The sequence below is a fragment of the Sphingomonas sp. IC081 genome (assembly GCF_006874585.1).
Classification (GTDB): Bacteria; Pseudomonadota; Alphaproteobacteria; order Sphingomonadales; family Sphingomonadaceae; genus Novosphingobium.
Window position 1 is genome coordinate 597,525 of the sequence record NZ_CP029762.1, and the last position, 27,000, is coordinate 624,524.

Here is a 27,000-nt window from a genome sequence, read left to right on the forward strand (position 1 = left end):
TAGAGGATCGGGCATGACGGACATAAACCGGCAAAGGCTATTCTGGCTGAGCGTCCTGGCGCTCTTCACCGCGTCGATGAGCGCGTCGCTGCGCGCGGCGGTCGCCAGCAGCCTGAAGGCGCAGTGGATCGACCCCGTCGCGCCGATTTCGGCGGGCGAAATGATCGGCGCCGCGCTCGGCTCGGCGTTCCTCGGCTTCTCGATCACCGTCTTTGTGGTCAGCGCGGTGCTGGACCGGATCGGCATCCGCCGCGTGCTGATCGGCTGCGGGATCGCCTTCCTCATCGGCACCACCCTGATCGTCGGGGCGGGCCTGTTCGCCAGCGGCATGGCGGTCTACCACCTCGTCTGGCTGGGCATGCTGCTGAGCGGCATCGGCTGGGGCTTTGCCGAGGCATCGATCAATCCGCTGACCGCGCGGCTCTATCCCGAAGACACCACCCACCGGCTCAACGTGCTTCACGCCTGGTATCCGGGCGGGCTCATCGTCGGCGGGCTCGCCGGCGTGTTCCTGGCGCCGCTGCTGCCCTGGCAGGCGATCATGGCGCTGGTGTTCCTTCCCGCCGTGCTTGTCATCATGATCGCCGCCACGACCCGCTTCCCCGAGCCGCCCGCGGCGGCCGGCGAGCGGGCGATGAAGGACATGATGCTGGAAGTGGTGCGCCGTCCCAGCTTCTTCATCTGGTTCGGGGCGATGTTCCTCACCGCCTCTTCCGAGCTGGCGCCGGGCCAGTGGATCGACGTGGCGCTCAGCAACCGCGTCGGCATGCGCGGCATCCTGCTGCTGGTCTATGTCAGCGCGCTGATGTTCGTGTTCCGCCACTTCGCCGGACGGATCGCCGGCCGCCTGTCCAATCCGGGGCTGCTCTGGGTCTCCAGCCTGCTCGCCGCGATCGGCCTGTTCCTGCTTTCGCAGGCCCAGTCCCCGGTTTCCGCGATCCTGGCATCGACGGTCTGGGGCCTTGGCGTCTGCGCGATGTGGCCGACGATGCTGGCCTCGGTTGCCGAACGCTACCCGCGCGGCGATTCCTGGGCGCTCGGGCTGGTCGGTTCGGCCGGTGCGCTGGCGAGCTTCTTTGTGCTGCCGCGCCTTGGCGAGATGTTCGACGCGGCCAAGATCGAGCTTGCCGGCGGACCGGACGCCTTCACCAAGCTCACCGGCCCGGCGCTCACGGCGGTGGAAGATGCTGCCGCCTCGCAGTCTTTTGCCCGGCTGACCTTTGTCCCGCTGACGCTGCTGATCGTGTTCGGCGTGATCTGGCTGGCCGAGCGGCGCGCCGCCCGCAAAACCGGCGGTCTGGCGGAGGGCGCGGCATGAGCCTGACCCGGCGCACCGTGATCGCCACCGGGCTGGCCGCCGCTGCTGCACCGGCCCTTTCGGCAGGGGCGCATGCGGCTGCGGGCAAAGGCAGTTCCAACGCCGCCTATTTCTCGCTCGGCTATGCCCCGCACGAGGGCAGCTTTGCCAGTCGCGGCGCCTTGCTGGAGCAGATCGCCTTTGCCGCCGACCAGGGCTTTCGCGCCTGGGAGGACAACGAGGCCGCCAAGCGGCCCGTCGAACAGCAGGAGGCCATGGCCCGCGCCTTGTCGCAGCGCGGCATGACGATGGGCGTCTTTGTCGCCAGCATGCCGAAGTGGTCCGATTTCCGCCCCGTGCTGGGCAGCAACGACAACGGCGACCGGGAGGCGTTTCTGGCCGACATCCGCGCGTCGATCGCGGTCGCCAAACGGCTCGGCGCGCGGCACATGACGGTGGTCACCGGCTTCATGGACCGCAAGGTGCCCGAAGCGATCCAGACCGGCCGCATCATCGACTGCATGCGCCGCGCGGGCGACATCGTCGCGCCACACGGGCTGACGCTGGTGATGGAGCCGCTCAACACCCGCACCAACCACCCCGGCGTGTTCATGCACTCCATCGCGCAGGGTTATGCGGTCGCGCGCGGCGCAAACGGTCCCGGCGTCAAGATCCTGGCGGATCTCTACCACGAGCAGATCCAGTCCGGGAACCTGATCCCGACGCTCGAGAGCTGCTGGGCCGAGATCGGCTATATCCAGTTCGGCGACAATCCCGGCCGCAAGGAACCGGGAACCGGCGAGATCAACTACGCGACCATCACCCGGTGGCTGCGCGCCCGTGGCTATGACGGCGTGATCGGCATGGAGCACGGCAACTCCGTCCCCGGCCGCGAGGGCGAGGAGCGCCTGATCGCCGCCTACCGGGCCATCGACAAGACATGAAAGGGAGCGAGTGGATGCGACATGTCCCGATCGGCCTGGTGGTGGCAGGCTCCATCCTGACGGCCACGTGCGTGGAGGCGCAGGACAAGCCGGGGTTCAGGGATACGCCGATGCTGCCCGGCGGCACATGGCACGTCCACGATCCCGACCGGCCCGCGCCGGCCGAAGTCACCCCGGCCGCCGCTCCCGGCGCCCCGCCCTCCGATGCCATCGTCCTGTTCTCCGGCACCTCGCTCGATGCCTGGCACGGCGAGCGCGCGCCGTGGACGCTGGCCAACGGCGTCATGACGATCCCCTCGCGGGCGGCGAGCGGCGGCGAGAACAACCTCGTCTCGAACCAGGAATTTGGCGACGTCCAGCTGCATCTGGAATTCCGCTCACCCAACCCGCCCGAGAAGACCTCGCAGGACCGGGGCAACAGCGGCATCTGGTTCATGCAGCGCTATGAAGTCCAGATCCTCGACGGTTACCGCAACCCGACTTATGCCGACGGCACCGTGGGCGCGGTCTATGCGTGGAAACCGCCGCTGGTGAACCCCTCGCGGCCGCCCGGCGAATGGCAGAGCTACGACATCGTGTTCGAACGCCCGCGCTTCGACGCCGGCGGTGCGCTGCTGCGCCCGGCCTATGTCACCGTGCTGCTGAACGGCGTGCTAGTGCAGAACCACCAGGCCATGCTGGGCACCACCGTCTGGCGCAAGGTCGCGCAGTATCAGGCACACGCCGACAAGGCGCCGATCCAGTTGCAGGATCACAATTCGCCGGTGTCTTTCCGCAACATCTGGGTCCGCCCGCTGCCGGAAGAGGCCATCGCTCAGGACCTCCAGCAGGACCTCAAGGGGGCAGCACGATAATGGATCGCAGAAACGCGCTTGCAGGCATGGTCGCCATGTTCGGCGCCCAGCTCTTTGCCCCCCTTGCCCGCGCAGCCGGGAGCGCCGCCGGGATCACCACCGGAGCCGCGATGCCGGTAATCGACGAGGGCGCGGCCAGCATCCAGGTGTTCACGCCCGGGCAGCGCGCGCTGATGACCGCGCTGTGCGAACGCATCGTGCCCACCACCGACACCCCCGGCGCCATTGCCGCAGGGGTTCCCGCCTATGTCGAGAAGCTGCTGGCGGATTGGGCGCTGCCGGAAGATCGCCTGCCGATCCTCTCCGGCCTGGCCGAAATCGACGCGCGCAGCCGTCAGGACTACAAGCTCCCCGCCGCCCAGGCCAGCCCCGAACAGCAGGACGCGCTGCTGACCCTGGCGATGAACAACGCGTTTCCCGATGGCGAGGAGTTCTTCAAGGCGTTCCGGCAGATGGTTGTCGTCGGCTACTACACCTCCGAGATCGGCATCACCCAGGAACGCGAATACCTGCCCGTCCCCGGCGAATACAATGGCGCCTTCCCCTATTCCCAGGTCAACAAGGTCTATTCCGCATGATCATGAATCGTCGTTCCCTCATGCTGGGCGCCGGCGGCCTTGCCGCGCTTGCCAGCCAGCCCCTGCTTGCCGGCCTCGCCGGTGCCGCGCAGATCAAGAAGGTCGGCCTGCAGCTCTATACCGTGCGCGAGTTGTTCGCGGCCGATCCGGTCGCCACGCTCGAAAGCGTCGCGCGCATCGGCTACCGCGAAGTGGAATACGGCGGCGGCGGCTATGACACCATGGATCACGCGCGGCTGCGCAGCACCATGGACCGGCTGGGCCTCTCCTGCCCCTCCATCCACGTCGGCTACGATGCGCTGCTCGGCAACTTCGACGCCAGCGTGGCGATGGCGCGCACGCTGGGCGCGGACACCATCGTCCTGCCCTACATGGTCGACAAATACCGCAACGCCGAGGCCTGGGACGCGGCGCTGGTCAACATCAACCGCTTCGGCGAGAAGCTGAAGGCCGCCGGTCTCGGCTTCGCCTACCACAATCACGACTTCGAGTTCACCGTGAAGCCGGACGGCGTCAGCCTCTACGAGCGGATGCTGAAGGCGTGCAATCCTGCCTTCGTCCGCTTCGAACTGGACATCTACTGGGCCGTCCACGCCGGGGAAGATCCGCTGGCGCTGATCCGCCGTCTCGCCGGGCGCATCTACGCCTACCACGTCAAGGACATGCGGGCGGACCGCAGCATGACCGCAGTGGGCGCCGGCACGATCGACTTTGCCGGGATCTTCAAGCTCAACGGCCTTGCCGGCGCGCGGCACTTCTATGTCGAGAACGACCAGGCGCCCGCGCCCTTCCTGCCCGACATCACCAAGAGCTTCCAGACCCTCAGCGCCCTGCGCTTCTGACCTTCGATCCGGGAGAAGAACATCATGGCGGCAACCGACAGGTTCGATGCGATCGTCATCGGCTCCGGCATCAGCGGCGGCTGGGCGGCAAAGGAACTGACCGAAAAGGGCCTGCGCGTGCTGATGCTCGACCGCGGCCACATGGTCGAGCATCTTGAGGACTACACCTACGACGGCAAGCCCGCCTACGAAGTCCCGGCGCGCAACATCATGCCCGAGGGCCTGCGCGAGAGCGACTACTTCATCGCCCAGCACGGCTACGTCGCCCCCAGCAACCGCGCCTTCTACAACAACGACCGGCTGAACCCCTACGACTTTGCGCAAGGCAGCAAGTTCTACTGGATCCGCCCCGGCGCGGTCGGCGGCAAGTCGCTGATCTGGGGCCGCTGGAGCTTCCGCTGGAGCGCCGCCGACTTCGAGGCCAACAAGCGCGAGGGCATCGGCAGCCACTGGCCGATCGGTTATGACGACCTCCTGCCCTGGTACGGCTACGTCGAGAAATATATCGGCGTCTCGGGCTCGCGGGAAAATCTCGACTACCTGCCGGACAGCGAGTTCCAGCCGCCGATGCCCATGAACATCGCCGAGAAGTGGATGAAGCAGCGGCTGGAAACCGCCTTCCCGGGCCGCAAGATGATCAATGCCCGCCTGTCCAACATGACCGAAGACAAGCCCGAGCAGAACCGCACCCGCTGCCAGCTGCGCAACCAGTGCAGCAACGGCTGCTCGTTCGGCGCCTATTTCTCGACCCAGGCCGTCACCCTGCCCGCCGCCAGGGCAACCGGTCGGCTGACGCTGCGCTCCGATGCGGTGGTCACCAGCCTCGAATACGATCCCGCCAGCCGGAAAGTCACCGGCGTGCGCTTCATCGATGCCAAGACCGGGCAGGCGGAAGTGGTGCGCGCCAGGATCGTCTTCCTCAATGCCTCGACGATGGGCTCGCTGCAGGTCCTGATGAACTCCCGCGCCGAGGGCACCGGGCGCAGCCATTTCAACAGCAGCGGCACGCTCGGCCGCTACGTGATGGACCATATCTTCCGCGTCGGCGTGCAGGGCGACATTCCGGGCATGGAGGAGTTCATCGAATATGGCCGCCGCCCCGGCGCCATCTATGTCCCCCGCTTCCGCAACAACGGGCGGGACGAAGGCCTCGGCTTCCACCGCGGCTATGGCTACCAGGGCGCGGCCTACCGCGAACCGTCAAGGCCGGTCGGCTTCGGCGCCGCGATGAAAGAGGGCATGCGCCGCTACAGCGGCTGGAAATTCCAGATGGGCGCCTTTGGCGAATGCCTGCCCTACGAAGACAACCACGTCGCCCTGAGCGCGGACAAGGTGGACCGTTTCGGAGTGCCGCTGATGCAGTTCAACGTCACGTTCCGCGACAACGAACTGAAGATGATGGCCGATGCGCGCGAGCAGGGCGAGAGGATGCTGCGCGGCGCCGGGCTGACCAACGTGGTGAGCAAGGTGAAGGAACATGTGCCCGGCGATGCCATCCACGAGATGGGCGGCGCGCGCATGGGCGACGATCCGCACAGCGCGGTGCTCAACAAGTGGAACCAGGCGCACGACGCCGCCAACCTGTTCGTCACCGACGGCGCGCAGATGGCCTCGGTCTCCTGCGTCAATCCCTCGCTGACCTTCATGGCGCTGACCGCGCGGGCAGTGGATCACGCTGTCGCCGCGATGAAGGCCGGGACGATCTGACTTTGCCGTTTCCGGCGCTGGCAAGGCGGCGGAAACACGCTATCGGAGGCTATGGAGACAATGACCTGATGGCGCGGCGTAACGAGAACGGGGTGACGATCCGCGCCGTGGCACAGCGCGCCGGCGTATCCGCGATGACCGTGTCCAACGTCCTCAACGGCGCCGGCAGGGCCAGTGCCGCCACGGTGGAGACGGTCCGCGCGGCGATCGCGGAACTGGGCTATGTCCCCAACCTGGCGGCCCGGCGGCTGGCCAAGTCGCGCGCGACGACCGTGGGCCTGCTCTACAGCGACCGGCGCACGCCCTTTCTGGATGCCGTGCTGGTGGGCGCCCTGCGCGCGACCAACGCCCAGGGCCTGCAACTGCTGCTGCGCGACGGTGAGGGCAGCAGCCGCGCGGAAGCCGAGCGCATGGCGCAGGACCTCGTGCGCTCGGGCGCCGATGCGCTGCTGCTGATCCCGCCCTTTGCCGAACAGCTCAGCGGATCGACGGTGCTGGAAGAACTCGGCGTCCCCCTCGCCGCCATCGCCACGGGTACGGCGCTGGCCGATGTCATCACCGTGCGGATCGACAATCGCGGCGCCATGCGGGCGCTCACCCGGGACGTCATCGCCGCCGGCCACCGCCGCATCGCCTATGTCGCCGGGCCTGACCATTACAGCGTTGTCGGCGCCCGCCTCGAAGGCTTTCTCGAAGCCCTGCGCGCAGCCGGACTGGCGGAGGAGCCCGATCTCATCGTGCGGCACGGCGCGTTCGACTATGCCTCGGGCGAGACGGCGGCACGGCAGCTCCTCGCCCTGCCCTCCCCGCCGAGCGCCATCATCTGCAGCAGTGACGACCTCGCCGCCGGGGTAGTCGCCGAAGCCAACCGGCAGGGCCTGCAATTGCCTGGCCAGCTGTCCGTCACCGGGTTCGACGACACCGTCCTCGCCTCCCGGCTCTGGCCGCCGCTGACGGTCGTTCGCCAGCCGGTCGAGGACATGGCCTACCGCGCCGCCCAGTGCCTGATCGCCGCGCTCGGCAAAACCGGAAGCGACGTCAGCGACGAGATCTTCGACCATACGATCGTGACACGGGCCTCGATCGCCCCGCACAGGACTTCGGAGCCTTTGTCATGACCGCCGACACCGCCAACCTCGGAACAAGGACAACAAGACCATGGATGCAAGCAGACGGGACGTCGCGGCCATGATCGCGCTGGGCGGCAGCGCCATGGCGCTCTCGGCGGCCGGGGCCGAAGCCGCCGCGACCCGGCCCGGGCTGGTCCACCACGTGTTCTTCTGGCTCAAGCGCCCCGGGTCACCGGAAGACCGCGACCAGTTGATGGCGGGCCTGCGCACCTTGTCAGCCATTCCCGTGATCCGGAACCTGCAGATCGGCATTCCCGCCGACACCGAGGCGCGCGACGTCGTCGATGGCAGCTACGACGTCTCCGAACTGATGTTCTTCGATAGCGTCGAAGACCAGAAGGTCTACCAGGACCACCCGATCCATCAGGCCTTCGTCAAGGCTTGCAGCCATCTGTGGGCAAGGGTCGTGGTCTACGACATGGCCCTGAGATGACCCTTCAGAACCGCGCGCGCAGGCCCAGCGTGCCGGTACGCGGGGCGCCGGGCTGGACCCATAGCGGCGAGTAACTGTTCGCATACCAATGCGCATCGAACAGGTTGGCAACCGAGCCGAACAGTTCGAGCCGGTCCATCACCTCCACGCTGCCGAAAACCCGGAACAGGGTATGCGCGGGAAGCGTGAAGTCGCTGCCGGTCTCGCCGAGGCGCTTGCCCAGGTGCTGCATGCCGGCGCCGACCTGCGCCTGACGGTTCCCGATGGTGAAGGCCTTGGCAAGCTGCATGGCAAGGTTATGGCGGGGAATGTTGACCAGCGGATCGCCGGGATTGATCTGGAACTGAAAATTGGGATCCTGCATGCGTGAGCGTGCCTCGGCATCGAGGTAGGCATAGCTCACCAGCACCTCGATACCGCCCGGCAGGTGCCCGCCAAGATCGAATTCCACGCCCCGGCTGCGCGCCTTGCCGATCGCCAGCGAATAGCCCGGCGCATTGGGATCGGTGGCGAGCACGTTGGCCTTGGTCAGCTGGAACGCCGCGAGTGTCCCGCTCAGCGCCCCGCCCAGCACGGTGAACTTCAGTCCCGCCTCGATGGATTCGCTGGTTTCCGGATCAAAGATCGCTCCTGCCGCATCGGTGCCGACATTGGCACGGAAGCCTTGCCCGTAAGCGGCATAGGCCGTCAGCGGCGCACTCAACCGGTAGACGAGACCGGCCTGCGGACTGAACCGGCTGCGCCGGCGGCGGCTGTCGACGCCGCTCAGGCGGTTGTCGGTCTCCAGCGTCAGGTGGTCGTAGCGGCCGCCGATGCGAAGCTGGAGGCGCGCGTCGATCGTGATCTGGTCCTGGACATAGGCGCCGCTCGCGCGCTGCCGGTCGACGCGGTCGGTGATGACACTGGTCTGCGGCAGCGCGAAGCGCCCGTAGACCGGATCGAGGATGTCGATCACGTTGCCCTGCTCGTCGCTCGGGTCCGTGGTCAGGCTGGGCGGACGAAAGCGGCGGAACACCTGATCGTAGGTGAACGCGTCATGATCCGCACCGATCAGCACGCGGTGGCGCAGGCCCCCCGTTTCGAACTCCCCGGCCAGCTCGGCGCGGATGACCTTGTGGCTTGCATCGTAGTAGCGCGTCCGGCGCTGGCGCGAAAGCGAGCGGCCATCGCCGTAGAGCGCCTGGCGCGAGGGAACCGTTTCGGCATCGGACGAGGAACCGATGAGCAAGGTATCGCGAAGGCTCCCGCCAAGCAGCAGGCTCCAGCGGTCGCTGAACTCGTGCTGGAGGCGCAGCTGGTGTCCACTGGCGCGGGCGGTGGTATCGCCGTCACCCGGCTCGCCCAGGAAGCGCGAACGCGGCACCGTGCGGAAATTTCCGTCAAGCACCACGATGCCGCGATCGAACGGCACGTCCACGCGGGTCTTCTCGAAATCATAGGTAAGCCGCGTATCGGGGCCGAGCGCGAGGCCGATCGAGGGCAGGAACCCCCAGCGCGACTGGTGGACATGATCGCGGAACGTGTCGCCCTGCTCAGCATAACCGATCAGGCGCGCGGTGAGGCCGCCGGTCAGCTGGGCATTGACGTCACCGTCGCCGCGCAGGCGCCCCCAGCTCCCGTATTGCACCGAGGCGCTGCCGAAGCTGCGGCCGATCTCGGCCTGCTTGGTCACGAGGTTGACGGTGCCGCCCGGCTCGCCGCGCCCGATCAGCGCCGCCGCCGGGCCCTTGAGCACTTCGACCCGCTCGATCCCGGCGGTATCGCGCTGCCCGCCGAAGCCGCGCCCGCCGTTGAAGCCGTTCACCAGGTAGCCGCTCGGCAGGTTCTCGTCGCCGGTGAAGCCCCGGATCGCGAACGAGTCCCACAGCCCGCCCAGCGTGTTCTGCCGCACGACCGAGGCATTGAGGTCCAGCGCATCGGTCAGGCGCTGGATTCCGCTGCGCTCAAGGGTCTCGGCCGAGATCTCCCCGATCGACTGGGGAATTTCCGAAACCGCGAAATTGCCGCGATAGGCCTGGCGCACGCCGGTCACGGTGATCGCTTCGGCGCGCTCGTCACTCTCCCGCTGCGCTTCCTCGGCGGCGGCCTGATCGAACGGTGCGAACGGCGCCAGCGCGATGACAAGAGGCACGGTTCGCGCGAGCCGCCTGCGGTTTCCGGTAAATCGATGCATGCAGCCCCCCTCGAGAATTTGCCCGGCAAAAGCGGCGCACCGGCGCCGTGATCGGGCGGGCTTGTGTCAGGGCCGTGAGGTTCGGTCAATGTAATGTTGCATCATAACATCGAAATATTCACAGGAACCTGCCCACTGCAAAGGGACGACATCCTTCGAAATATTCACCAAAGCTTTTAGGGCCCGGCGTTCCCGCTCATCGCTTCACCCGACTGGCAGAGGGCCTTGCCGCAACGACGCATTACGCGTGCGCGGGATCACCGGCAGACCTCACGGACGCGATTCCCACTGCGCCATATCAAGCACTTAAATTTCACCGTAAGTATTGCGATTGCGACTTATTCGCATTAATGACCCGCCCGCATAACGACGCCGGGAGGGCCGGCGGGGGGAACAGGGGGCATCGAATGATCCGCATCACCACGCATTCTATTCGCTATTGCGTCGCATCCGCATTGGCATTCGCGGCGATGGACGTCGCCTCCGCCAAGGCAGAAACCTTGGCGCCCGAAACCTTGGCTGCCGAAACATCAGCGGCCGAAACCGCGCCGGCCGATCCGGAAAACGATACGATCGTTGTCACCGGCGAGACCGAAACCACCGGCCTCAGCCTCTCCTCGCGCGAAACCCCGCAATCGGTCACCGTCGTCGACAGCCTGCGGATGGAGGAGCAGGGCCTTTACGACATCTCCGCGGTGATGGAGCAGATCGTCGGCGTGCAGTCCAACCGCTCGAGCGCGCTCGGCACCGACGGCACCAATTATACCGCCCGCGGTTTTGCCGTGCAGAACTACCTTGTCGACGGGGTTGCCCGCCCGACCAACCTCTACGGCTTCACCGAAGATACCGCCGACATGATCGCCTACGACCGGATCGAGGTGATCCGCGGTTCGGCGGGCATGATGACCGGCACCGGCCAGCCCTCCGCCGCGATCAACATGGTCCGCAAGCGCGCCGCGGCCGACTTCAGCGCCAGCGCCGCCGCAACCGTCGGGTCCTGGGACATGGTCCGCATCGAAGGCGACGTGGGCGGCAAGGTGACCGCTGACGGGCGCATCCGTGCCCGCGTTGCCGGAGCCTGGCAGGACAACAAGACCTTCATCGACCGTGAACATGCCAAGCGCCAGGCGCTTTACGGCGTCGTCGAGGCGGACCTCACGCCCACCACGCTGCTGACCGCCGGTATCGAGTACCAGAACTTCACCAACACCGGTGCCTCGCGCGGGGGCGTGCCGCTGTTCTACACCGACGGCACGACGACCGACTTCGCGCGTTCGACCAACGGCGGCGCCGAATGGTCCGACTTCAACCGCAAGAGCGTCAACCTCTTCGCCTCGCTCACCCACGATTTCGACAAGAACTGGCAGCTGCGGATCGACGCCGAACACAAGGCCGGCTCCTATGACGAGACCATCGGCTACTTCTTCGGCCGGGCCATCGACAAGGACACCGGACTTGGCGGCACACTCTATTCCACCCGCTGGGCCTCCGACCTCACCCTCAACGCCGTCTACGCGAACCTGCGCGGCCGCTTCGAGGCGCTCGGCCAGGAACAGCACGTCGCGCTGACGCTGAGCCATGCGCAGTTCGACGACGACCAGACGCCCTATCCCGGCTGGTGGTCAGGCGGCGACTACATGAAGTCGGTCAACGCCTTCGAATTCTTCGCGACCGGCGAGACGGCCCGGCCCGACCTTTCGCCCAGCGGCGGCTACGCGGGCAACCGCGTAAGGACCACCGCCGCCTCGGGCGTCGCGCGGCTGAAGCCGATCTCTCCGCTTTCGGTCATCGTGGGCGGGCGCCTCACCTGGTGGCGGCAGGACAGCTACACGCAGGATGCGTCCGGCCCCCGCAGCTGGACGCCGGGATCAAACGAAAAGGCGGTGCTGACGCCTTACGGCGGGCTTGTCCTGGACCTCACCCGCACCGTGTCGGCCTATGTCAGCTATGCCAGCGTGTTCGAACCGCAGACCCAGCGCACCGTCGACGGCGACATGATCGCGCCGCTGGAAGGCAATACCTACGAGGCAGGCCTCAAGGCCGACTTGCTGGACGGTAGGCTGAGCGCCAGCGCCGCCCTATTCCGCATGAAGCAGGACAACTACGCGCTGGCGGACGGACCGGGCATCTTCGCGCCCGACGGCAGTTCGGCCTATCACGCGGTATCCGGCATGAAATCGTCCGGCTTCGAGCTCGAGGTCAACGGCGAGATCCTGCCCGGCTGGCGCGTCGCCGGCGGCTTCGCCAATGCCCGTGCCGAGGACCGCGACGGGGTTCGCCAGCTCCCGCAGATCCCCAAGAACACCTTCAAGATGTTCACCGCCTACCGGCTGCCCGGCGCGCTCGAGGCGCTGATGGTGGGCGGCAATCTCAAGTGGCAGGGCAAGACGACGGCGGACGGCACCGGCCCCAACGGCGAAATCTACACGCAGGGCAGCCTCGCCACGCTGGACCTGCTGGCAAGCTACCGCATCTCGGAGCGCTTCTCGGTGACCGCCCACGTGGATAACGTCTTCGACAAGAAGTACTATTCGGGCCTCTACATCGGCAGTTCGCGCTATGCGACACCGCGCGCGGCCACGCTGACGCTGCGCGGCACGCTGTGACGCCCGGCGGGTAGGCCGGCACATCGCGCAATGCCTGCGCCGCACCTCCCGTACCGGCTGCGCCGTCCGCCCCGACAAGGCGGGAACGGCGCGTCGGTGCGCGCCATGGCCCTTGCCGTCACCGCCGGGGTCCACGTGGCGGCGGTCGCGGTGGCCGCGCTCGCGTTCGGCTGGCTGCAAGCAGGCGGGGCCGATCACCCGGCGCCGCCCACCTTGGTGACCTTCGATGTGCACGCCCCCGATCCCGCCCGAAGGCAGCCCAGGGTCCCTGCGGCGCGCCCGCGGCAAGTTCCGGGCACGCCGCCAGCCGCTATGGCCCTGCCCCTGCCCGCGCACACCGCGGCACCGATCCGCCCCCCGGCCGGCGAGCAGCCCGCCCCTGCGGCAAACGGCGGCATGGCGGACGGTCTGCCCGACCTTGCCCTGTCCTATCGCCGCGCCCTGATGGCGCGGCTGGAAGGCCAGCGGCGCTATCCGGCGGCGGCGCTGCGCCAGCAGGCACAGGGGACAGGCTCGCTGCTGTTCCGTATCGACCGCGAAGGACGCCTGCTCGGCGCGGCCATCGTCTCCGGCACCGGTCATGCCGCGCTTGACCAGGCGGCGCTGGACATCGTCTCGCGCGCCGCGCCGTTCCCGCCGATCCCGGCCGGGTTGCCGGACGAACTGGCGGTGACCCTGCCCCTCGCCTTCCTCATCGACGATGGGCAGGTCGTGCCATGAGCGGGGGCGACACGGCCATCGTCGGTTGCCATCAGGCCGCCCTTTCCGCCTACGTCCGCTCGCTGGTGGATTCGCCTCCGGTCGCCGCCGACATCGTGCAGGAGACCTGGGCGCGGGCGATCCCCGCGCTGCGATCGGGGCGGGTCGAGAACCCACGCGCCTTCCTCTGCCGGGTCGCCCGCAATCTGGTCAACGACCGGGCGCGGGAGAGCGGCAAGTGGCGCCCCTGGCTGGCCGGCGAGGAAGCCGGCATCGCCGTAGCCGATGACAGCCCCGACGCCGAACGCCGCGTCCTTGCCGCGGACCGGCTGCGCATGGTGCGCGGCCTCGTCGCGGACCTGCCGCCGCGATGCCGGGAGGTGTTCACCTTGCGCAAGTTCGACGGGCTCGACCAGGCCGACATCGCCGATCGCCTCGGCATCACCCGGGGCGCGGTCGAAAAGCAGCTGCGCATCGCCCTGCTGACGCTGGCCAGCCGCCTCGGCGAAATCGAGGAGGAAGCATGATTCCCGCCGCCGTCGCCGAAACCGCCGCCGACTGGATCGTGCGCCGGGACGCGGGACCTTTGCCTGCCGAGGATGAACGGGCCTTCCAGGACTGGCTGGCCGAGCCCGCCCATCGCCGCGCCTTCGAACAGCTGGCCGCGCTGTGGGGGCTGATGGACGCCGAACCGGCCCCATCACTGGCGCCGCTGCCCGCCGTGCGCCGGACCATGCCCCGTCGCCCCCGCGTCCCCGCCGCCCCGCGTGCAGCGGGAACAAGGCGCTGGACCAGCGCGGCCGTCGCCGCATCCATCGTGCTGGCGGCCTTCGGCGCGCTCGGCGACTGGCCGGCCCGTTTGCGCGCGGACTTCGCCACCGGGGTCGGCGAACGCCGCGTGGTGACGCTGGAAGACGGCTCGCGCGTGACGCTGGGCAGCAGTTCGGCCATCGCGCACGACTTTTCCGGCAACGCACGCACGGTTACCCTGCTCGAAGGCAGCGCCTTCTTCGAGGTCGCGCCGGACCGCCGCCACCCCTTCACGGTCGAGGCGGCGGGAGGCAGCGCCACCGCTCTGGGAACCGCCTTCGCCGTGCGCGAACGGGACGGGAGCGCCGAACTCGTGGTGACCCAGCACCGGGTCCGGGTCCGCGCGGGAGGACAATCCGGAGTTGTCGACGAAGGCCAGCGGGTCGATTTCGGCGCGCAGGCACTAGGGCCCGTCGAGGCCGCCGGCAACGGCGCCACGGCCTGGACCCAGGGCCGCCTCGTCGCGGTGAACCGGCCGCTCGGCGAGGTCGTTGCCGAGATTGCCCGCCACCGCCATGGCTATCTGTCGGTCGTCGGCGCAGCGGCCCAGCTGAAGGTCAGCGGGGTCTACGACCTCGACCACCCGCTCGCCGCCGTGGACAGCATCGAACGCAGCCTGAAGCTCAGGTCCTTCCGGCTTTCGGATCGACTGATCGTGCTGCACCGCTGACGTGCAAGATTTATTTTCCGCCCATGGTCGTCTTTTCCGGATCCGCCCCGTCTTCATTATTGAGAATGCGTCGCAACATCGTGATTGCGCCGCCTCGTGAACATCAGGGGGTCAATCCAATGTACAAGAAAATCGGCCATGGCGGCGCGCGCCTGCTCGCCGCCGCGCTGCTGGCAGGCACCACCCTGGCAGGGGGCATGACCGCGTTTGCCGCCAATGCCGCCGCGCAGGACGTGAATGTCTATGCGATTCCCGCCGGATCGCTGAGCGATGCCCTGAACAGCTTTGCGCAGCAGAGCGGGCTGCAACTGAACTACGATGCCGCCTTGACCCAGGGACGCCGCTCGCCCGGCCTCAACGCCCGCCTGCCCTGGCGCGACGCACTGGCCCGGCTGCTGTCGGGCACCGGCCTTGTCGCCCGCACGAACGGCCCCGCCGCCGTGACCATCGCCCGCGCCACCACCGGGGCGATGACGCTCGACACGCTGCTTATCCCGGCCAGCGCGGAAAGTGCCGTCGCCGTCCCGTCCGGCGGGGACGAGAGCTTCGCTGCCGCAGACGAGGCGCGGCCGGACGGCTCGATCGTCGTGCTGGGCCAGACCGACACGATCGACGCGCGCTCGGCCTCCGGCCCATGGGGCGAAAAGCTGGTCATCGACACGCCCTATGCGATCAGCGTGCTCTCGCAGGACCTCATCGAGAGTGTCGTCGCGGGCGACATGGACCAGCTGTTCAAGATGAACCCGGTCGTCCAGAACTCCGCGCCATCGACCGTCTACGGCACGCCTTACGTCACCATCCGCGGCTTCGATTCCCAGAAGGGCGTGGTGGACGGCGTGCGCCTGTCCTCCACGCTCACCGGCATCTCGATGGAGGAACTCGCCAATGTCGAGATCATGAACGGCCTGTCCGGCTTCCTGTACGGCGTCGGCAATCCGGGCGGGGTGACCAACTATGTGCTCAAGCGGCCGACCTACAGCCCCACGCGCGACATCACCGTGGGCGATTATGGCAACCGGCAGTTCTTTGTCCACGCCGACCTCGGCGGCAGGATCGACCGCGACGGGGTGTTCGCCTACCGCCTGAACCTGTCCTATCAGGATGGCGAGACGGCCAAGCAGAACCAGAACGTCGCCCGCAGCCTGTTCAGCGGCGCGGTGGACTGGAACGTGACGCCGGACCTGCTGCTGCAAGTGGAAGCGGCGCATACCTACTACCGGATCGACGGCATCGATTCGCGTTTCTACGCCTATGCCGATACGAGTTATGCCGCGCTCGACCACTGGATCGAACCGCTGGACTCCAGCAAGACCTGGACGCCGGACTGGACCTATCTCCAGGTCAAGACCGACCGCATCGGCACCAATGCACGGTGGAAGCTCAACGATACCTTCAGCCTGCGCGCCGCCTATCTCTACAAGCGGGACGCGCAGGAATCGATCAACGTCTATCCCGCCTATTTCGAGGACGTGGGCTGGAAAGTGGGCTGGGCCTCGCGCAGCGCCCCGTCCTACAACACCGCGCAGGGCGCCTATGCCTACCTCGACAGCGAATTCGAGACGCTGGGCATCCACCACCGCCTGACGCTGGGCGCCTCGGGCGACGTGCTGCAGGTGCAGCGCCATGTCACCAACTCGGTCAGCGCCGGCTTCTCGCCCGCCTTCACCGACCCCGACGGCCTCAATACCTGGGCCATGCCCGATACGCTGAACACGTATTCCTGGGGCGCGCTCTACACGTCCAGCCGGTCGCGGAACACCAACGTGATCCTGGGTGACGACATCCGCTTCACCGAGCAGCTGAGCGCCATGGTGGGCGTCAACCGCAGCACCGTGAAGGCCCGCAACTTCGGCGCGACCGGCACGCGCACGTCGAGCTACAACGAAAGCGCCTATACGCCCACCGTCTCGCTGGTGTTCAAGCCCGCGCCGCGCGTGACCACTTACGCGACCTACATGGAAGGGCTGGAACAGGGCTCGACGGTCCCCGACGATGCCACGCTCTACAACAACCCGGGCGAGATCATGAAGCCCTACGTCTCGAAACAGTACGAAGTCGGCGCCAAGTATGCGCCCATAGACGCGCTCATGATCACCGGTGCGCTCTACCGTATCGAAAAGGCCAATTCCTTCGACGAGACGGTGAACGGCAAGATCACCCGCACCCAGGACGGCGTCGAGGTCCACCAGGGCGTCGAGTTTACCGTCACCGGCCATGTCACCCCGCGCCTCAACGTGATGCTGGGCGGCACCGTGATGGACCTCAAGGTGACGAAGACCAGCACCGCCGCGCTGCTGGGCAAGAAGCCCACCGGCGTCGCCGACACGCTGGCCAAGGTCTATGCCGATTACGAGATCCCCGGCCTCGACGGTTTCTCGGTCAGCGGCGGCGTCTATCACGCCGGCAAGATGTACAAGGACAGCGCCAATCTCCAGAAGATGGACGGCTACACGATCGTCGACCTCGGCATGCACTACAAGACCGAGATCGACGGTCATCCGATCCGTTTCGACCTCAACGTCGCGAACCTCGGCGGGCTCGATTACTGGGCAACGTCCTATTCGCTGGGCAGCCCGCGCAGCGTGGCCTTCGCGGTCAAGTACGGGTTCTGAGCGATGCGGTTCCCGCAACGGCGCGCAAGGAGCGCCTCATGAAGCAGAGCCTGCGCCAGTCGATGGCATGGCTGCACACCTGGGCCGGACTGGTGCCGGGCTGGGTGCTCTACGTCATCTTCGTGTTCGGCACCGCCGCGTTTTTCCAGCACGAGATCGATGCCTGGATGCGCCCCGAACTGCCGGCCGAAACCCGCGTGACCCCGCGTGCCCTCGCCGCTGCCGATGCCCTGCTGCGGACCCGCGCGGCAGGCGCGGAAAGCTGGTCGGTCTCGCTGCCCGCCGCGCGCGGCGGCAGCGGGCTGGAGCTATCCTGGCAGATGCCCGGGGCTGACCGGGGCCACGGCCGCCGCGAAGGCCCGCGCGTCACTCTCGATCCGGCAACCGGCGCCGAGATCCCGGTGCGCGAGACCCGGGGCGGCTTTTTCCTCTACCGCTTCCACTTCGACCTGCATTTCATGTCGGTCATGTGGGCGCGCTATCTGGTCTGCGTGGCGGCGCTGGCGATGCTCGTGGCGATCCTGTCGGGCGTGGTGACGCACAAGAAGATCTTCACCGACTTCTTCATGCTGCGCCTGCGCAAGGGCCAGCGCAGCTGGCTCGACGCGCACAACGCCGCCGCCGTTCTGGCCCTGCCGTTCCACCTGATGATCACCTACACGGGGCTGGCGACCCTGCTGTTCACGCTGATGCCCTGGGCGATCTCCGCCAACTTCCCGGACCGGCAGGCCTTCTATGCCACGACCTTCCCGCAGGGCCCCGAACGCGAAGCCAGCGGCGAGCCGGCGCCGGTTGCCCCGATCGGCCGGATGATCGCCGCCGCCCGCCAGCAATGGGGCGGCGCCTTGCCGACCTATATCTCGGTCACAAGCCCCGGCGACAGGGCCGGCGTGGCGACGCTCTACACCGCAAGGTCGCAATGGGGCGAAGGCCGGCCCGATTCCGTCTATCTCGACGCGGCGACGGCAACGCGGCTGCCGTCCACCCCGTCCCATCCCGGCGGCGCGACCGCGACACACCGGGTGATGGTGGACCTGCACACCGGATGGTTCGCGGGTTACGGCCTGCGCTGGCTCTACTTCCTCTCCGGGCTCGGCGGCGTCGCCATGGCCGCGACCGGGCTGTGCCTGTGGTGCGTGAAACGGCGAGCCAGGTTGCCCGATCCGGCCCGTCCGCATTTCGGCTTCCGCCTGGTCGAGCGGCTCAACATCGGCTTCATCAGCGGCGCACCGATCGGCATCGCCGCCTATTTCCTGGCCAACCGTCTGCTGCCCACCACCCTGCCCGGCCATGCCGACTGGGAAATCAACGCCCTGTTCATCGCCTGGGGTGGCACGCTGGTCTGGGCGTTCCTGCGCCCGGCACGGCGCGCATGGCTGGAGACACTGGCCGCGGCTACGGCCCTCTATGCGGCGATCCCGCTCGTCAATGCCGCGACCACCACGCGCGGGGTCATCCCCAGCCTGCTGGCGGGCGACCGGACTTTCGCCGTGTTCGACCTGATGATGCTGGCGCTGGCCGCCGGTTTTGCCTTCACCGGCTGGACCCTGGCCCGCCACAAGCCCCGCGCGATGCCCGCCCGCAAGCGGCGGGACGAGGAGGCCATGGCATGACCCATATCATCGTTGCGGGTCTCGCGCTGGCCGGCTTTGCGCTGCTGCTCCTGGCCATGCCCCGACACCAGCAGGACTGGCTGCGCCGCAAGCTGCCCGCCCGCACCAGTGGGCGGCTGCGGCTCGCCGGCTTCGCCCTGCTCGCCGGTGCCTTCCTGGCCGCAGGCACCGGCCTTGGCTGGGCCTATGGCACGGTTGCATGGTTCGGCTGGCTCTCGTTCGGCGCCGCCGTCACGCTCGCCGCCCAGACCAATCGCGAGGTTATCCTCGCCCGTCTCCGCCCCACAAAGCCGACAGCAAACCCGGACAACCGCGCATGACCAAGCCCCTCCCCGACCCCTCGCCGGCGCGCCGCCGCTGGACGGTCGCTTCGCGCACTTTGGCCGGCACGCTCGGCGCCTACGGCGTGACCGCAATCGGCACCGCGGCGCTCTCGCTTGTCCTCGCCGCGCTTGGCATGGACCGGGCCGAAGCGGTCACGGCCGCGACGCTGGCGAGCTACGCGGTGTTCGCGGTGATCGCCATCGCGGTGTTCCATGCCGCCAGCCCCGCCCGCGCCTGGGGCGGGCTGCTCGCTGCCGCCGCGCCGCTCGGCCTGATCTGCTGGCTGCTGGCGACCCCGCGATGACCCCGCTTTCCCTGCTTCTCGCCGGTGCCGCGGCCATGGCATCCGGCACCTCCGGCGACGAACCGCAGAGCGGCGATCCGGTGCCCGCAAACGCGGCCCACGCCCTTGCCCCCAGCGGGCCAGACCCGGTTTACCCGGCCGAGTTCTACAAGCCCTTCCAGCCCCAGACCGCGCTGGACATGCTGGAGCGCACGCCGGGTTTCCTCCTCACCGAGGGCTCCTCGGTGCGCGGTTTCGGCGGCGCTGCGGGCAATGTCCTGATCGACGGCCAGCGCCCGACCGTGAAAGGCGGCGGGATCACCGAAGTCCTTCGGCGGATCGGCGCCTCGCGGGTCGAGCGGGTGGTGCTGCTGCGTGGCAGTGACGCCGCCGAGGCGCAGGGCCAGACGCTGGTCGCCAACCTGATCCTGCGCGCGGATGCGGGCGGTTCCGGCAATGCCTCGCTGGCACTGGCGCATACCGCCGACGGCCATGTCTCGCCCGATGCCCGCATCAGCTACGCGCGGCGGGTCGCAGGCTGGCAGACCAATGTCGAGCTTTCCGCCCAGACCGTGCGCTACCCCACCCACGCCGTCTATCTGGAGCGCGATGCCGCCGCCGCCCTCACCCGCACGCGCCGCGAGCGGATCTCGGCCAATGCCCCGCAATATGGCCTTGCCCTCTCGACCTCGGGCGCCCTTGGCGGGGGGACGCTGACGGTGAACCTGCGGCTCGGCAAGGACAGTTACGCCTCGCACACCGGCTACGACATCTTCGACGGCGCCGAAGACGCAGTGCCCGATTCCGTCCGCACCATCGCCTACCGCGAAAGCAGCCGCAGCGGCGAACTCGGCGCCGACTGGACCCGCCACCTCGGCAACGACTGGAGCACCAAGCTGGTCGCGCTGGGCACGCTCGAACGCTACGTCACCGCGGACGATCTGGTCGAACCGGGCTATCGCGGCGTGTCCAGCCAGCGCGAGAAACCGGTCGAACTGGTCGGCCGCCTGACCCTGACCCGCGAGGGTGACCATGCGTTCCGGCCCGAATTCGGCGCGGAAGCGGCCTACAACCGCCTGACCAGCAGGCTCGACTATGCCCAGGACAGCGGCGCCGGCCTTGTGCCCATAGCGCTCAGCAACGCCGACACCCGCGTGTCCGAACAGCGCGCGGAGGCCTTTGCCAACCTCACCGTACGGCTGGCCCGCCGCGTCTCGCTGGAAGCGGGCATGGCGGCCGAATTCTCGAAGATCACGGTGAGCGGCGAGGCCGCCAGCGCGCAGAGCCTGTCCTACCTCAAGCCTTCGGCGGCCCTCGTCTGGTCGCCATCGGCCGAAACGCAGCTGCGCCTCGCCATGCGCCGCACGGTCGACCAGCTGGACTTCAGCGACTTCGCCGCCTCGGTCAACCAGACCGACGGGCGCCCGCTCGGCGGCAATTCGCGGCTGCGCCCCGCCCGCGTGACCCGCGCGCTGGCCCGGCTCGACCACCGCTGGGGCAAGGGCGGGGCCCTCGCCCTCGAAGGCTGGCACCAGTGGCACACCGGCCTGCTCGGCTATGTCCTGCTGCCCAGCGGCGAGGAGGCGCTGGGGACGATCGGCAACGCCCGCCAATGGGGCGTGACGGCGCAGGGCACGCTGCCGCTGGAGGCCGTGCTGCGCGGCGCCCGGCTGACCGTGGACGCCGCCTTGCGCCGTTCGCGCATGCGCGATCCGGTGACCGGCGAGGATCGCCGCATGGACGACGTGCTGCCGCGCAGCATCACCGCGGAGCTGCGCCATGACCTCCCCGCGCTCAGGTCCTCCTGGGGGGTGACCTACACCGCCGCCGAATATGCCGATGTGTTCTACACCGCCGAACGGCTGCGCTGGCGCGATGGCCAGAGCTGGGGCGGCTATGTCGAGACGACCGCGCTCCCCGGCTTCAAGACCACGCTCGCCGTCTCCGCGCTGGGCGGGCAGGACTTCTACCGGATGCGCCGTTTCTATTCCCCCAGCCGCGCGGGCACGCCGACCGGCAGCGAGGAACGACGTCGGCGGCAAGGCGCCTCGGTGACGCTGACGCTGGCCAGGGCGCTGTGAGAGAGGTCGGACAAAGCCTCTTTCTGCGCTGGTGACGCGGGCGGGGAACGGAACAGCGCCATCGCGGCCAGTCCCCGCCTCCCAGTCCCCGCCGTCCGCGTCAGGGGTTCCCGCTCCCGCTGCCATCCAGTTTGTGATTCCCTTTTCGATGCGCTCCATCAAGGCGTTGACAACAGCCCCGACCGGATCATAAAACAGAATTGTAATTCTAATAATGGTGCGCCGTCACGGCCCGCCCGGGAGAAGCCGTTTCCATGTCCAAGATCCAGCGGGGCGTCAGCCTCTACAGCTTTCAGGAAGAGATGTTCCTGGGCCAGATGAGCGTGGAGGACTGCGTCGCCTTCGCCGCCTCCATCGGCGCGAAGGGCATCGAGATCCTGCCCGAACAGAACATGCCGCGCTTTCCGAACATCGACGACGGCGAAGTGGCCCGCTGGCAGGACATGCTGGCCCGCCACGGCGCCCACTTCACCTGCTACGACATGTTCCTCGACACCAAGCTGCGCAAGGGCGAGACGATGTCGGACGAGGAGCAGGTCGAGAGCATCCGCCGCGATCTGGTGCTGTGCAACCGCCTCGGCATCCGCAACATGCGCGTGCTGGTCTTCGTGCGGCCCGACATCCTCGAGAAGTGCGTGCCCTATGCCGAGCAGCTCGACGTCCACATGGGCGTGGAAGTCCATGCCCCCTGGCATCTCGAACATGCCTGGATCCTGCGCACGATCGAGGTCGCCGACCGGCTGGGCACGCAGCATCTCGGCATCCTGCCCGACATGGGCATCTTCATGAAGCACTACCCGCCCGAATTCCGCGCCCGCTTCGAGCGACAGGGGGCACGGCCGGAAGTGGCGCAGTTCATCGTCGACCAGCACGAGGCGAAGATCATGTGCGAATACACGATCTACGAAGTCGCGGTGAAGATGGGCGGCAACAAGGCCGAGATCGCCATGGCCGAAACCCTGCGCCACGCGCCTTTCGCCAACCCCCGGCGGATCAAGGACTACGCCCCCTACTTCCGCCACATCCAGGCCAAGTTCTACGGCATGACGGAAGACTGTACCGACCCCACCATCGCCTATGACGAAGTGATCCCCGAACTGGTGAAGTGCGGCTGGGAAGGCACGCTTTCCAGCGAATACGAAGGCAATCGCTGGGTGCAGGACGTCATGCCGGTCGACAGCCGCGAGCAGGTGCGCCGCCAGCACGTCCTATTCGAAAACCTCATTGCCAGGGCCGAGGGCCAGCGGGAGATCGCCTGATGTTCGACAAGTACCTGATCGACGCCGCCTCGCTGCGCAACACCGGCCCCGAGGGGGCCCCCACCGGTTTCGCGTTCGAGGCCAAACTCGGCTATTATCGCGGCCTCGGCCTCTCGATGATCGAGAAACTGGACGTGTCCATCGATGGCGAGACCCTGCCCCGCGACGCGGTGCGCTTCGACGAGGGCGAAGGCGCCCTGTCGCTCGACGAGATGGAAACCGCCTACGAGCGCCGCTGGCCTTTCGGAGCTGCCGCCACGATCCTGGTGGCGCATCCCGGCGGCTTCCCTCAGGGCGAGCACGAGCTGGGCATGCTGCAGCAACTGCGGGTTTCCTACTTGCCGTTTCCGGCGGTCAACACCGATACCAAGACAGTCTCGGTGAGCCGGTAGGCTTGAGGCGCGGCGAGGCGGGGCGGGGCGGGGTGGGGCGCGACCAGCGCGCACAGGCCCCGCCCCGCCATATCACCGCGCCCTGGTTGCATGCGGGCGCACGGTCATTGCAGTATAATCAATACTTTGAAATACAAGGACTCCTTGTTGCAATAGGGGAAACACTGTAGCGCCAGCGCCCGCAATGCCTGTGCTCGTCAGCTAACTTTTCGGGATGCCCCTCCCCCTTCCGCCCCTCCTCACGGCGAGGTGCCGCGAGGCGCTCGCCGCGCTGCTCTGGGGCGGCAGGCGACTGCAGCGGGAGACCCTTGGCGGTGTCTCCACCCTGGTGGCGCTGTCGCTGCCGCTGGTGATCGGGGCGGTCGGTCTCGGCTACGATTTCAACCGCGGCTACAACCAGCGCCTGTTCAACCAGCGCGTGGCGGACATGGCCGCGCTCGGCGCCGCGCTCGAATACCGCGCCAGCGAAAGCGCCGACATCGATGCCGCCGCCCGCTCGATCTCGGTGGCCAACGGCCTGTCGGACGCCACCATCCGGACCGAACTGCTAACCGACTTTCCCAATGCCGGCGACACCTCGGTACGCGTCACCGTCACCCGTGCGGTGCCGTTCACGCTGGCTGCCGTGCTGGGCTTTTCCGGCAACTATTCGGTCGCCGCCGATGCCGCCGCGATCGTCAGCAGCGAGGCGCCTTATGCGGCGCCCTGTTTCCTGGCGCTGAGCAACGGCGCGGACGCCCTGCAAGTCCAGGGCGGGGCCTCGATCGTCGCCTCGGATTGCTCGGTCGCCGCGGCCGGGGACGTGTCCAACAAGGGCACGCTGATCAAGGCCAGCGACATCATCTCGGGCAGCGGCAGCATCTCGCTCGACTATGGCACCCTGACCGCCAATTCGCTGCGTTACGCCAACGGCCTCAACGTGCCGGCATGGAACACCAACCTGCCGCCTGCCAAGGACCGCCACAACGTCGCCACGGCGCTGTCGGACCCCTGGGCGAACAGCAGCGAACTGCAGGGCGCCATCGCCCAGATCGGCAATCATGCGCCCTTGCCCGCGCTGTCCGACCCGGTCACGCCCGCGGGCAGCGAATGGAACCTGTCGTGGAGCCCGAGCGCGGCCGTCACCGCCTACCGCACCGGGCCCTATACCGGCGAATACGTGATCCCCAAGGGCAACTACACGATCGGTGCCTTCATCGTCGGCGGCGGCATCAAGGTGACCTTCGCCTCCGGCTCGAACATCACCATCGCCAATGGGGTGAACATCGGCGGCGGCTCCACGGTGAACTTCGGCGACAGCAACATCTGGGTGAACGGCGGCTTCAACAGCGGCTCGAACGGGGTCACGATCGGCAACGGCACCTTGTGGATCGGCAGCGGCACCGTGACGTTCAGCGGCACCAACAGGAAGGGAAGCGGCGATGTCACCATCAACGCGCCGGTATCGCTGGGCGGCGGCATCTATCTCGACATGGGCGCGGGCAACCATGCCTTCCGTTCACTGACCCTCTCGGGCGGCGGCAGTTCGGCGCTGGGCAACGGCGACTTCTCGGTGCTGTCCGGCGTCAGTGTCGGCGGCGGCAGCGAACTCGTCATCGGCAATGGCAATATCGTCATCGGTGCGGGCAGTTCCGGCAATGCGATCACCCTGTCGGGATCGGCCAAGCTGCTGATGGGCGACGGGCCGTTCTCGGCGATCGGCAATGTCGCGACCGAAGGCGGCAGCCGCATCGTCTTCGGCCAGACCCCCAACCACACCATCGCCGGCAACATGACCATTGCCGGCTCCGCCTATTTCGGCGCCGGGCGCTATACCGTGGCGGGCAGCTTCACCAACGGCACCGGCGGCACCACCTGGCCCTATACCTCGCCGCGCACCGGCCTGACCTACGGCGCCAACGGTTCGGGCTACGACATGGTGGGCTATGACGTGTCCTTCGTGCTGTCGGGCGCGCTCAACCTTTCCGGCGGCGCCAAGACCAAACTTTCCGCCCCTGCCAGTTCCGTGTCCGGCGGTGCCATCGGCGGCCTGCTGGTGCACACCAATACCTCCAGCGCGATCAACTGGGGCGGCGGCTCGAGCAATGTCTTTGGCGGCGTGGTCCACGTGCCCAATGCCACCGTGACGATGAGCGGCGGCAACTCGACCGGGGATTCCGGCAATTCCGGCACCTGCTTCATGCTGATCGCCAACAAGATCAACGCCTCGGGCGGCACCACCACCGGGTCGGCCTGCAAGTCGAACATTGACGGCGCCAGCGGCAGCGACACCACCGCTCCGCAGATCCGGCTGGTGAAGTAGCATGGCCAGAGGCGCCCTGCTGGCCGACGAGCGCGGCGTCGTCGCGGTCGAATTCGCGCTGTGGAGCACGCTGCTGTTCCTGGTGATTTCCATCGGGCTCGACTTCGCGCTCTACTACATCCAGCGCTCCAAGGTGGACGAGGCGCTCTCGGCCACCGCGATCAGCGCCTTCAACGCGCGTCTCAGCGTGCCCTACGCCGAGCTTCCCGCCACCATGCGCGCCTTGTCCGAGACCCCCGCGCTGGACGTCGGCCTCAGCTGCAACGGGCAGGCCAATGCCTGCAGCAACACCGCGCGCGAATGTGCCTGCCTGCAGGCGGACGGCACCTATCACGCCCAGGCCTGCGCCTCCGCATGCTCGGGCATGACCACCACCGCCGGCTATTACCTGACGATCCGCGCCCGCGCGGGATACACCCCGTTCATGGTGCCGCGCTCGCTGACCAGCGACATCGTGCGGCAGACGACGGTGCGCCTGCAATGATCGCCCGCCGCCTCCGGCGCGACACCCGCGGCGCCACCCTGATCGAGTTCGCGATCGTCGGCCCGGTGCTGATCTTCATGCTGATCGGCCTGATCGAGACCGGGCGGTTCCTGTGGAGCCAGCATGTGCTCAAGGACGTCGCCTACGCGACCGTGCGCTGCATGAGCGTCTCGTCCGATTGCGCCACCAGCCAGACCCGGCTTGCCTATGCCGCCAACTGCGCCGCGAACGAGGGGCTGAGGGTCGCCTCCAGCAACGTGACGATCGCCGAGAACACCGCCTGCAAGGGGCTGACCGGCGCCAACCGGGTCGCCATCACGATCCCCTACAGTTCCGCGCTGACCGGTTTCGTCCCCGGCGCGCCCACCACGCTTTCCGCCGAGGCCTGCTTCCCGGTCCTTCCAAGCGAAGATTAAGCGGCCTCGCGGTAGTGCGCGACATCGAACGCGAACGCGGATGAACTCGGGACGTTCGCCGAAATTCCCGCAAACAGCACCGCCAGCGCATCGAACTGGCCGCGCGAGAAACCCGCCATGCGGAACCGCTGGAACGGCTCGGCGGCGATGCGGCCTTCGCGCAGCAGGATCGCCGTCACCCGCAGCACTTCCAGCCGGTCGTTCGCCAGGCAGAAGTTGAATGGCGCCCCGAACACCAGCGCCCGCCATCCACGCCGCCGGCGCTTGTCGAAGGCGATCGAAGCCAGCGGATCACGCGCGGCCAATGCCAGTACGCTGCGCTCCTGTTCATCGAACAGGGCCAGCGGCGAAGCGGCAACGGCCACCTCGGGCGCCTCGTTCCTGGCCGCGACCACTTTCATCCCCGCGTGTTTTTTGTCTTGCGTCATGGACACCGCCGTACCGCGCGGCGCCAGACGCGGTTAGTCCCGCTGCGGACGACAAATTGTTGC

At 67.9% G+C, this 27,000-nt stretch carries 24 protein-coding genes; 22 read left to right on the top strand and 2 right to left on the bottom strand.

What is annotated here, in order from left to right; translation table 11 throughout:
- The first annotated feature begins 13 nt into the window (after window positions 1-13).
- The 8 genes from DM450_RS20875 to DM450_RS20910 all read left to right on the top strand — a co-directional run bounded on the left by DM450_RS20875 (window position 14) and on the right by DM450_RS20910 (window position 7,785).
- Window positions 14-1,318: an MFS transporter gene (locus DM450_RS20875; protein WP_142638779.1), complete on the top strand. Its 1,305-nt coding sequence runs from the start codon at window positions 14-16 to the stop codon at window positions 1,316-1,318.
- The gene (locus DM450_RS20880; protein WP_142638782.1) at window positions 1,315-2,241 is read left to right on the top strand and encodes a hydroxypyruvate isomerase family protein; all 927 of its coding nucleotides are present in this window, start codon (window positions 1,315-1,317) and stop codon (window positions 2,239-2,241) included. The genes DM450_RS20875 and DM450_RS20880 overlap by 4 nt, the downstream gene beginning before the upstream one ends.
- Window positions 2,242-2,255: 14 nt before the next feature.
- Entirely contained in the window at window positions 2,256-3,095 is an 840-nt protein-coding gene (locus tag DM450_RS20885) for a DUF1080 domain-containing protein (protein WP_142638784.1), read from the top strand.
- On the top strand, window positions 3,092-3,673 hold the full coding sequence (locus tag DM450_RS20890; protein ID WP_142639463.1) for a gluconate 2-dehydrogenase subunit 3 family protein: 582 nt from the start codon (window positions 3,092-3,094) through the stop codon (window positions 3,671-3,673). Before DM450_RS20885 ends, DM450_RS20890 begins: the two co-directional genes overlap by 4 nt.
- A 2-nt stretch (window positions 3,674-3,675) precedes the next feature.
- Complete coding sequence (locus tag DM450_RS20895) at window positions 3,676-4,515, top strand: sugar phosphate isomerase/epimerase (RefSeq protein ID WP_260610458.1); 840 nt, start codon at window positions 3,676-3,678, stop codon at window positions 4,513-4,515.
- A gap of 24 nt (window positions 4,516-4,539) precedes the next feature.
- Complete coding sequence (locus DM450_RS20900) at window positions 4,540-6,222, top strand: GMC oxidoreductase (RefSeq protein ID WP_142638787.1); 1,683 nt, start codon at window positions 4,540-4,542, stop codon at window positions 6,220-6,222.
- 68 nt (window positions 6,223-6,290) lie between these two features.
- Complete coding sequence (locus DM450_RS20905; protein ID WP_142638789.1) at window positions 6,291-7,340, top strand: LacI family DNA-binding transcriptional regulator; 1,050 nt, start codon at window positions 6,291-6,293, stop codon at window positions 7,338-7,340.
- A 40-nt stretch (window positions 7,341-7,380) separates the two neighbouring features.
- Window positions 7,381-7,785 carry a Dabb family protein gene (locus DM450_RS20910; protein ID WP_260610460.1) on the top strand — a complete coding sequence of 135 codons (405 nt, stop codon included), beginning with the start codon at window positions 7,381-7,383 and terminating at the stop codon, window positions 7,783-7,785.
- 4 nt (window positions 7,786-7,789) lie between these two features.
- Here DM450_RS20910 and DM450_RS20915 read toward each other — a convergent pair whose 3' ends face one another.
- Window positions 7,790-9,958 (bottom strand): TonB-dependent siderophore receptor, encoded by a 2,169-nt coding sequence (locus DM450_RS20915; protein WP_142638791.1) that lies wholly within the window; start codon window positions 9,956-9,958, stop codon window positions 7,790-7,792.
- A 407-nt stretch (window positions 9,959-10,365) separates the two neighbouring features.
- On the opposite strand from DM450_RS20915, the gene DM450_RS20920 reads away from it, so the two are divergent.
- The 14 genes from DM450_RS20920 to DM450_RS20985 all read left to right on the top strand — a co-directional run bounded on the left by DM450_RS20920 (window position 10,366) and on the right by DM450_RS20985 (window position 26,509).
- Window positions 10,366-12,564: a TonB-dependent siderophore receptor gene (locus DM450_RS20920; RefSeq protein WP_260610461.1), complete on the top strand. Its 2,199-nt coding sequence runs from the start codon at window positions 10,366-10,368 to the stop codon at window positions 12,562-12,564.
- 105 nt (window positions 12,565-12,669) lie between these two features.
- Window positions 12,670-13,284 carry an energy transducer TonB gene (locus tag DM450_RS20925; RefSeq protein WP_260610656.1) on the top strand — a complete coding sequence of 205 codons (615 nt, stop codon included), beginning with the start codon at window positions 12,670-12,672 and terminating at the stop codon, window positions 13,282-13,284.
- Window positions 13,281-13,790, top strand: a complete 510-nt coding sequence (locus tag DM450_RS20930) for an RNA polymerase sigma factor (RefSeq protein WP_142638795.1) — start codon at window positions 13,281-13,283, stop codon at window positions 13,788-13,790. Before DM450_RS20925 ends, DM450_RS20930 begins: the two co-directional genes overlap by 4 nt.
- A complete protein-coding gene (locus tag DM450_RS20935; RefSeq protein WP_142638797.1) occupies window positions 13,787-14,743 on the top strand; it encodes a FecR family protein in 957 nt (318 codons plus the stop codon). The genes DM450_RS20930 and DM450_RS20935 overlap by 4 nt, the downstream gene beginning before the upstream one ends.
- A gap of 119 nt (window positions 14,744-14,862) precedes the next feature.
- Window positions 14,863-17,355 (top strand): TonB-dependent siderophore receptor, encoded by a 2,493-nt coding sequence (locus DM450_RS20940; RefSeq protein ID WP_185928800.1) that lies wholly within the window; start codon window positions 14,863-14,865, stop codon window positions 17,353-17,355.
- A gap of 38 nt (window positions 17,356-17,393) precedes the next feature.
- Window positions 17,394-18,968: a PepSY-associated TM helix domain-containing protein gene (locus DM450_RS20945; protein ID WP_142638802.1), complete on the top strand. Its 1,575-nt coding sequence runs from the start codon at window positions 17,394-17,396 to the stop codon at window positions 18,966-18,968.
- Window positions 18,965-19,288, top strand: coding sequence for a DUF3325 family protein (locus DM450_RS20950; RefSeq protein ID WP_142638804.1), 324 nt, complete (start codon window positions 18,965-18,967; stop codon window positions 19,286-19,288). Before DM450_RS20945 ends, DM450_RS20950 begins: the two co-directional genes overlap by 4 nt.
- Window positions 19,285-19,596 carry a hypothetical protein gene (locus DM450_RS20955; RefSeq protein WP_221889490.1) on the top strand — a complete coding sequence of 104 codons (312 nt, stop codon included), beginning with the start codon at window positions 19,285-19,287 and terminating at the stop codon, window positions 19,594-19,596. The genes DM450_RS20950 and DM450_RS20955 overlap by 4 nt, the downstream gene beginning before the upstream one ends.
- Entirely contained in the window at window positions 19,593-21,656 is a 2,064-nt protein-coding gene (locus tag DM450_RS20960) for a TonB-dependent receptor domain-containing protein (protein WP_185928801.1), read from the top strand. The genes DM450_RS20955 and DM450_RS20960 overlap by 4 nt, the downstream gene beginning before the upstream one ends.
- 254 nt (window positions 21,657-21,910) lie before the next feature.
- A complete protein-coding gene (locus DM450_RS20965) occupies window positions 21,911-22,915 on the top strand; it encodes a sugar phosphate isomerase/epimerase family protein (protein ID WP_142638806.1) in 1,005 nt (334 codons plus the stop codon).
- The gene (locus DM450_RS20970) at window positions 22,915-23,307 is read left to right on the top strand and encodes a DUF6379 domain-containing protein (protein WP_142638808.1); all 393 of its coding nucleotides are present in this window, start codon (window positions 22,915-22,917) and stop codon (window positions 23,305-23,307) included. Before DM450_RS20965 ends, DM450_RS20970 begins: the two co-directional genes overlap by 1 nt.
- A gap of 214 nt (window positions 23,308-23,521) precedes the next feature.
- A complete protein-coding gene (locus DM450_RS20975) occupies window positions 23,522-25,609 on the top strand; it encodes a pilus assembly protein TadG-related protein (RefSeq protein ID WP_142638810.1) in 2,088 nt (695 codons plus the stop codon).
- Between the two features lies 1 nt (window position 25,610).
- Window positions 25,611-26,093: a TadE/TadG family type IV pilus assembly protein gene (locus DM450_RS20980; protein ID WP_142638813.1), complete on the top strand. Its 483-nt coding sequence runs from the start codon at window positions 25,611-25,613 to the stop codon at window positions 26,091-26,093.
- On the top strand, window positions 26,090-26,509 hold the full coding sequence (locus DM450_RS20985; RefSeq protein WP_185928802.1) for a TadE/TadG family type IV pilus assembly protein: 420 nt from the start codon (window positions 26,090-26,092) through the stop codon (window positions 26,507-26,509). Before DM450_RS20980 ends, DM450_RS20985 begins: the two co-directional genes overlap by 4 nt.
- Here DM450_RS20985 and DM450_RS20990 read toward each other — a convergent pair.
- Window positions 26,506-26,937 carry a hypothetical protein gene (locus DM450_RS20990; protein ID WP_142638817.1) on the bottom strand — a complete coding sequence of 144 codons (432 nt, stop codon included), beginning with the start codon at window positions 26,935-26,937 and terminating at the stop codon, window positions 26,506-26,508. The genes DM450_RS20985 and DM450_RS20990 overlap by 4 nt on opposite strands.
- Window positions 26,938-27,000 lie beyond the last annotated feature (63 nt).

Excerpts from the sequence above, each read along its gene's own strand:
- DM450_RS20875 (WP_142638779.1), top strand. The coding sequence starts at position 14 with ATGACGGACATAAACCGGCAAAGGCTATTCTGGCTGAGCGTCCTGGCG.
- DM450_RS20880 (WP_142638782.1), top strand. The coding sequence starts at position 1,315 with ATGAGCCTGACCCGGCGCACCGTGATCGCCACCGGGCTGGCCGCCGCT.
- DM450_RS20885 (WP_142638784.1), top strand. The coding sequence starts at position 2,256 with ATGCGACATGTCCCGATCGGCCTGGTGGTGGCAGGCTCCATCCTGACG.
- DM450_RS20895 (WP_260610458.1), top strand. The coding sequence starts at position 3,676 with ATGAATCGTCGTTCCCTCATGCTGGGCGCCGGCGGCCTTGCCGCGCTT.
- DM450_RS20900 (WP_142638787.1), top strand. The coding sequence starts at position 4,540 with ATGGCGGCAACCGACAGGTTCGATGCGATCGTCATCGGCTCCGGCATC.
- DM450_RS20905 (WP_142638789.1), top strand. The coding sequence starts at position 6,291 with ATGGCGCGGCGTAACGAGAACGGGGTGACGATCCGCGCCGTGGCACAG.
- DM450_RS20910 (WP_260610460.1), top strand. The coding sequence starts at position 7,381 with ATGGATGCAAGCAGACGGGACGTCGCGGCCATGATCGCGCTGGGCGGC.
- DM450_RS20915 (WP_142638791.1), bottom strand. The coding sequence starts at position 9,958 with ATGCATCGATTTACCGGAAACCGCAGGCGGCTCGCGCGAACCGTGCCT.
- DM450_RS20920 (WP_260610461.1), top strand. The coding sequence starts at position 10,366 with ATGATCCGCATCACCACGCATTCTATTCGCTATTGCGTCGCATCCGCA.
- DM450_RS20925 (WP_260610656.1), top strand. The coding sequence starts at position 12,670 with ATGGCCCTTGCCGTCACCGCCGGGGTCCACGTGGCGGCGGTCGCGGTG.
- DM450_RS20930 (WP_142638795.1), top strand. The coding sequence starts at position 13,281 with ATGAGCGGGGGCGACACGGCCATCGTCGGTTGCCATCAGGCCGCCCTT.
- DM450_RS20935 (WP_142638797.1), top strand. The coding sequence starts at position 13,787 with ATGATTCCCGCCGCCGTCGCCGAAACCGCCGCCGACTGGATCGTGCGC.
- DM450_RS20940 (WP_185928800.1), top strand. The coding sequence starts at position 14,863 with ATGTACAAGAAAATCGGCCATGGCGGCGCGCGCCTGCTCGCCGCCGCG.
- DM450_RS20945 (WP_142638802.1), top strand. The coding sequence starts at position 17,394 with ATGAAGCAGAGCCTGCGCCAGTCGATGGCATGGCTGCACACCTGGGCC.
- DM450_RS20950 (WP_142638804.1), top strand. The coding sequence starts at position 18,965 with ATGACCCATATCATCGTTGCGGGTCTCGCGCTGGCCGGCTTTGCGCTG.
- DM450_RS20955 (WP_221889490.1), top strand. The coding sequence starts at position 19,285 with ATGACCAAGCCCCTCCCCGACCCCTCGCCGGCGCGCCGCCGCTGGACG.
- DM450_RS20960 (WP_185928801.1), top strand. The coding sequence starts at position 19,593 with ATGACCCCGCTTTCCCTGCTTCTCGCCGGTGCCGCGGCCATGGCATCC.
- DM450_RS20965 (WP_142638806.1), top strand. The coding sequence starts at position 21,911 with ATGTCCAAGATCCAGCGGGGCGTCAGCCTCTACAGCTTTCAGGAAGAG.
- DM450_RS20970 (WP_142638808.1), top strand. The coding sequence starts at position 22,915 with ATGTTCGACAAGTACCTGATCGACGCCGCCTCGCTGCGCAACACCGGC.
- DM450_RS20975 (WP_142638810.1), top strand. The coding sequence starts at position 23,522 with ATGCCCCTCCCCCTTCCGCCCCTCCTCACGGCGAGGTGCCGCGAGGCG.
- DM450_RS20980 (WP_142638813.1), top strand. The coding sequence starts at position 25,611 with ATGGCCAGAGGCGCCCTGCTGGCCGACGAGCGCGGCGTCGTCGCGGTC.
- DM450_RS20985 (WP_185928802.1), top strand. The coding sequence starts at position 26,090 with ATGATCGCCCGCCGCCTCCGGCGCGACACCCGCGGCGCCACCCTGATC.
- DM450_RS20990 (WP_142638817.1), bottom strand. The coding sequence starts at position 26,937 with ATGACGCAAGACAAAAAACACGCGGGGATGAAAGTGGTCGCGGCCAGG.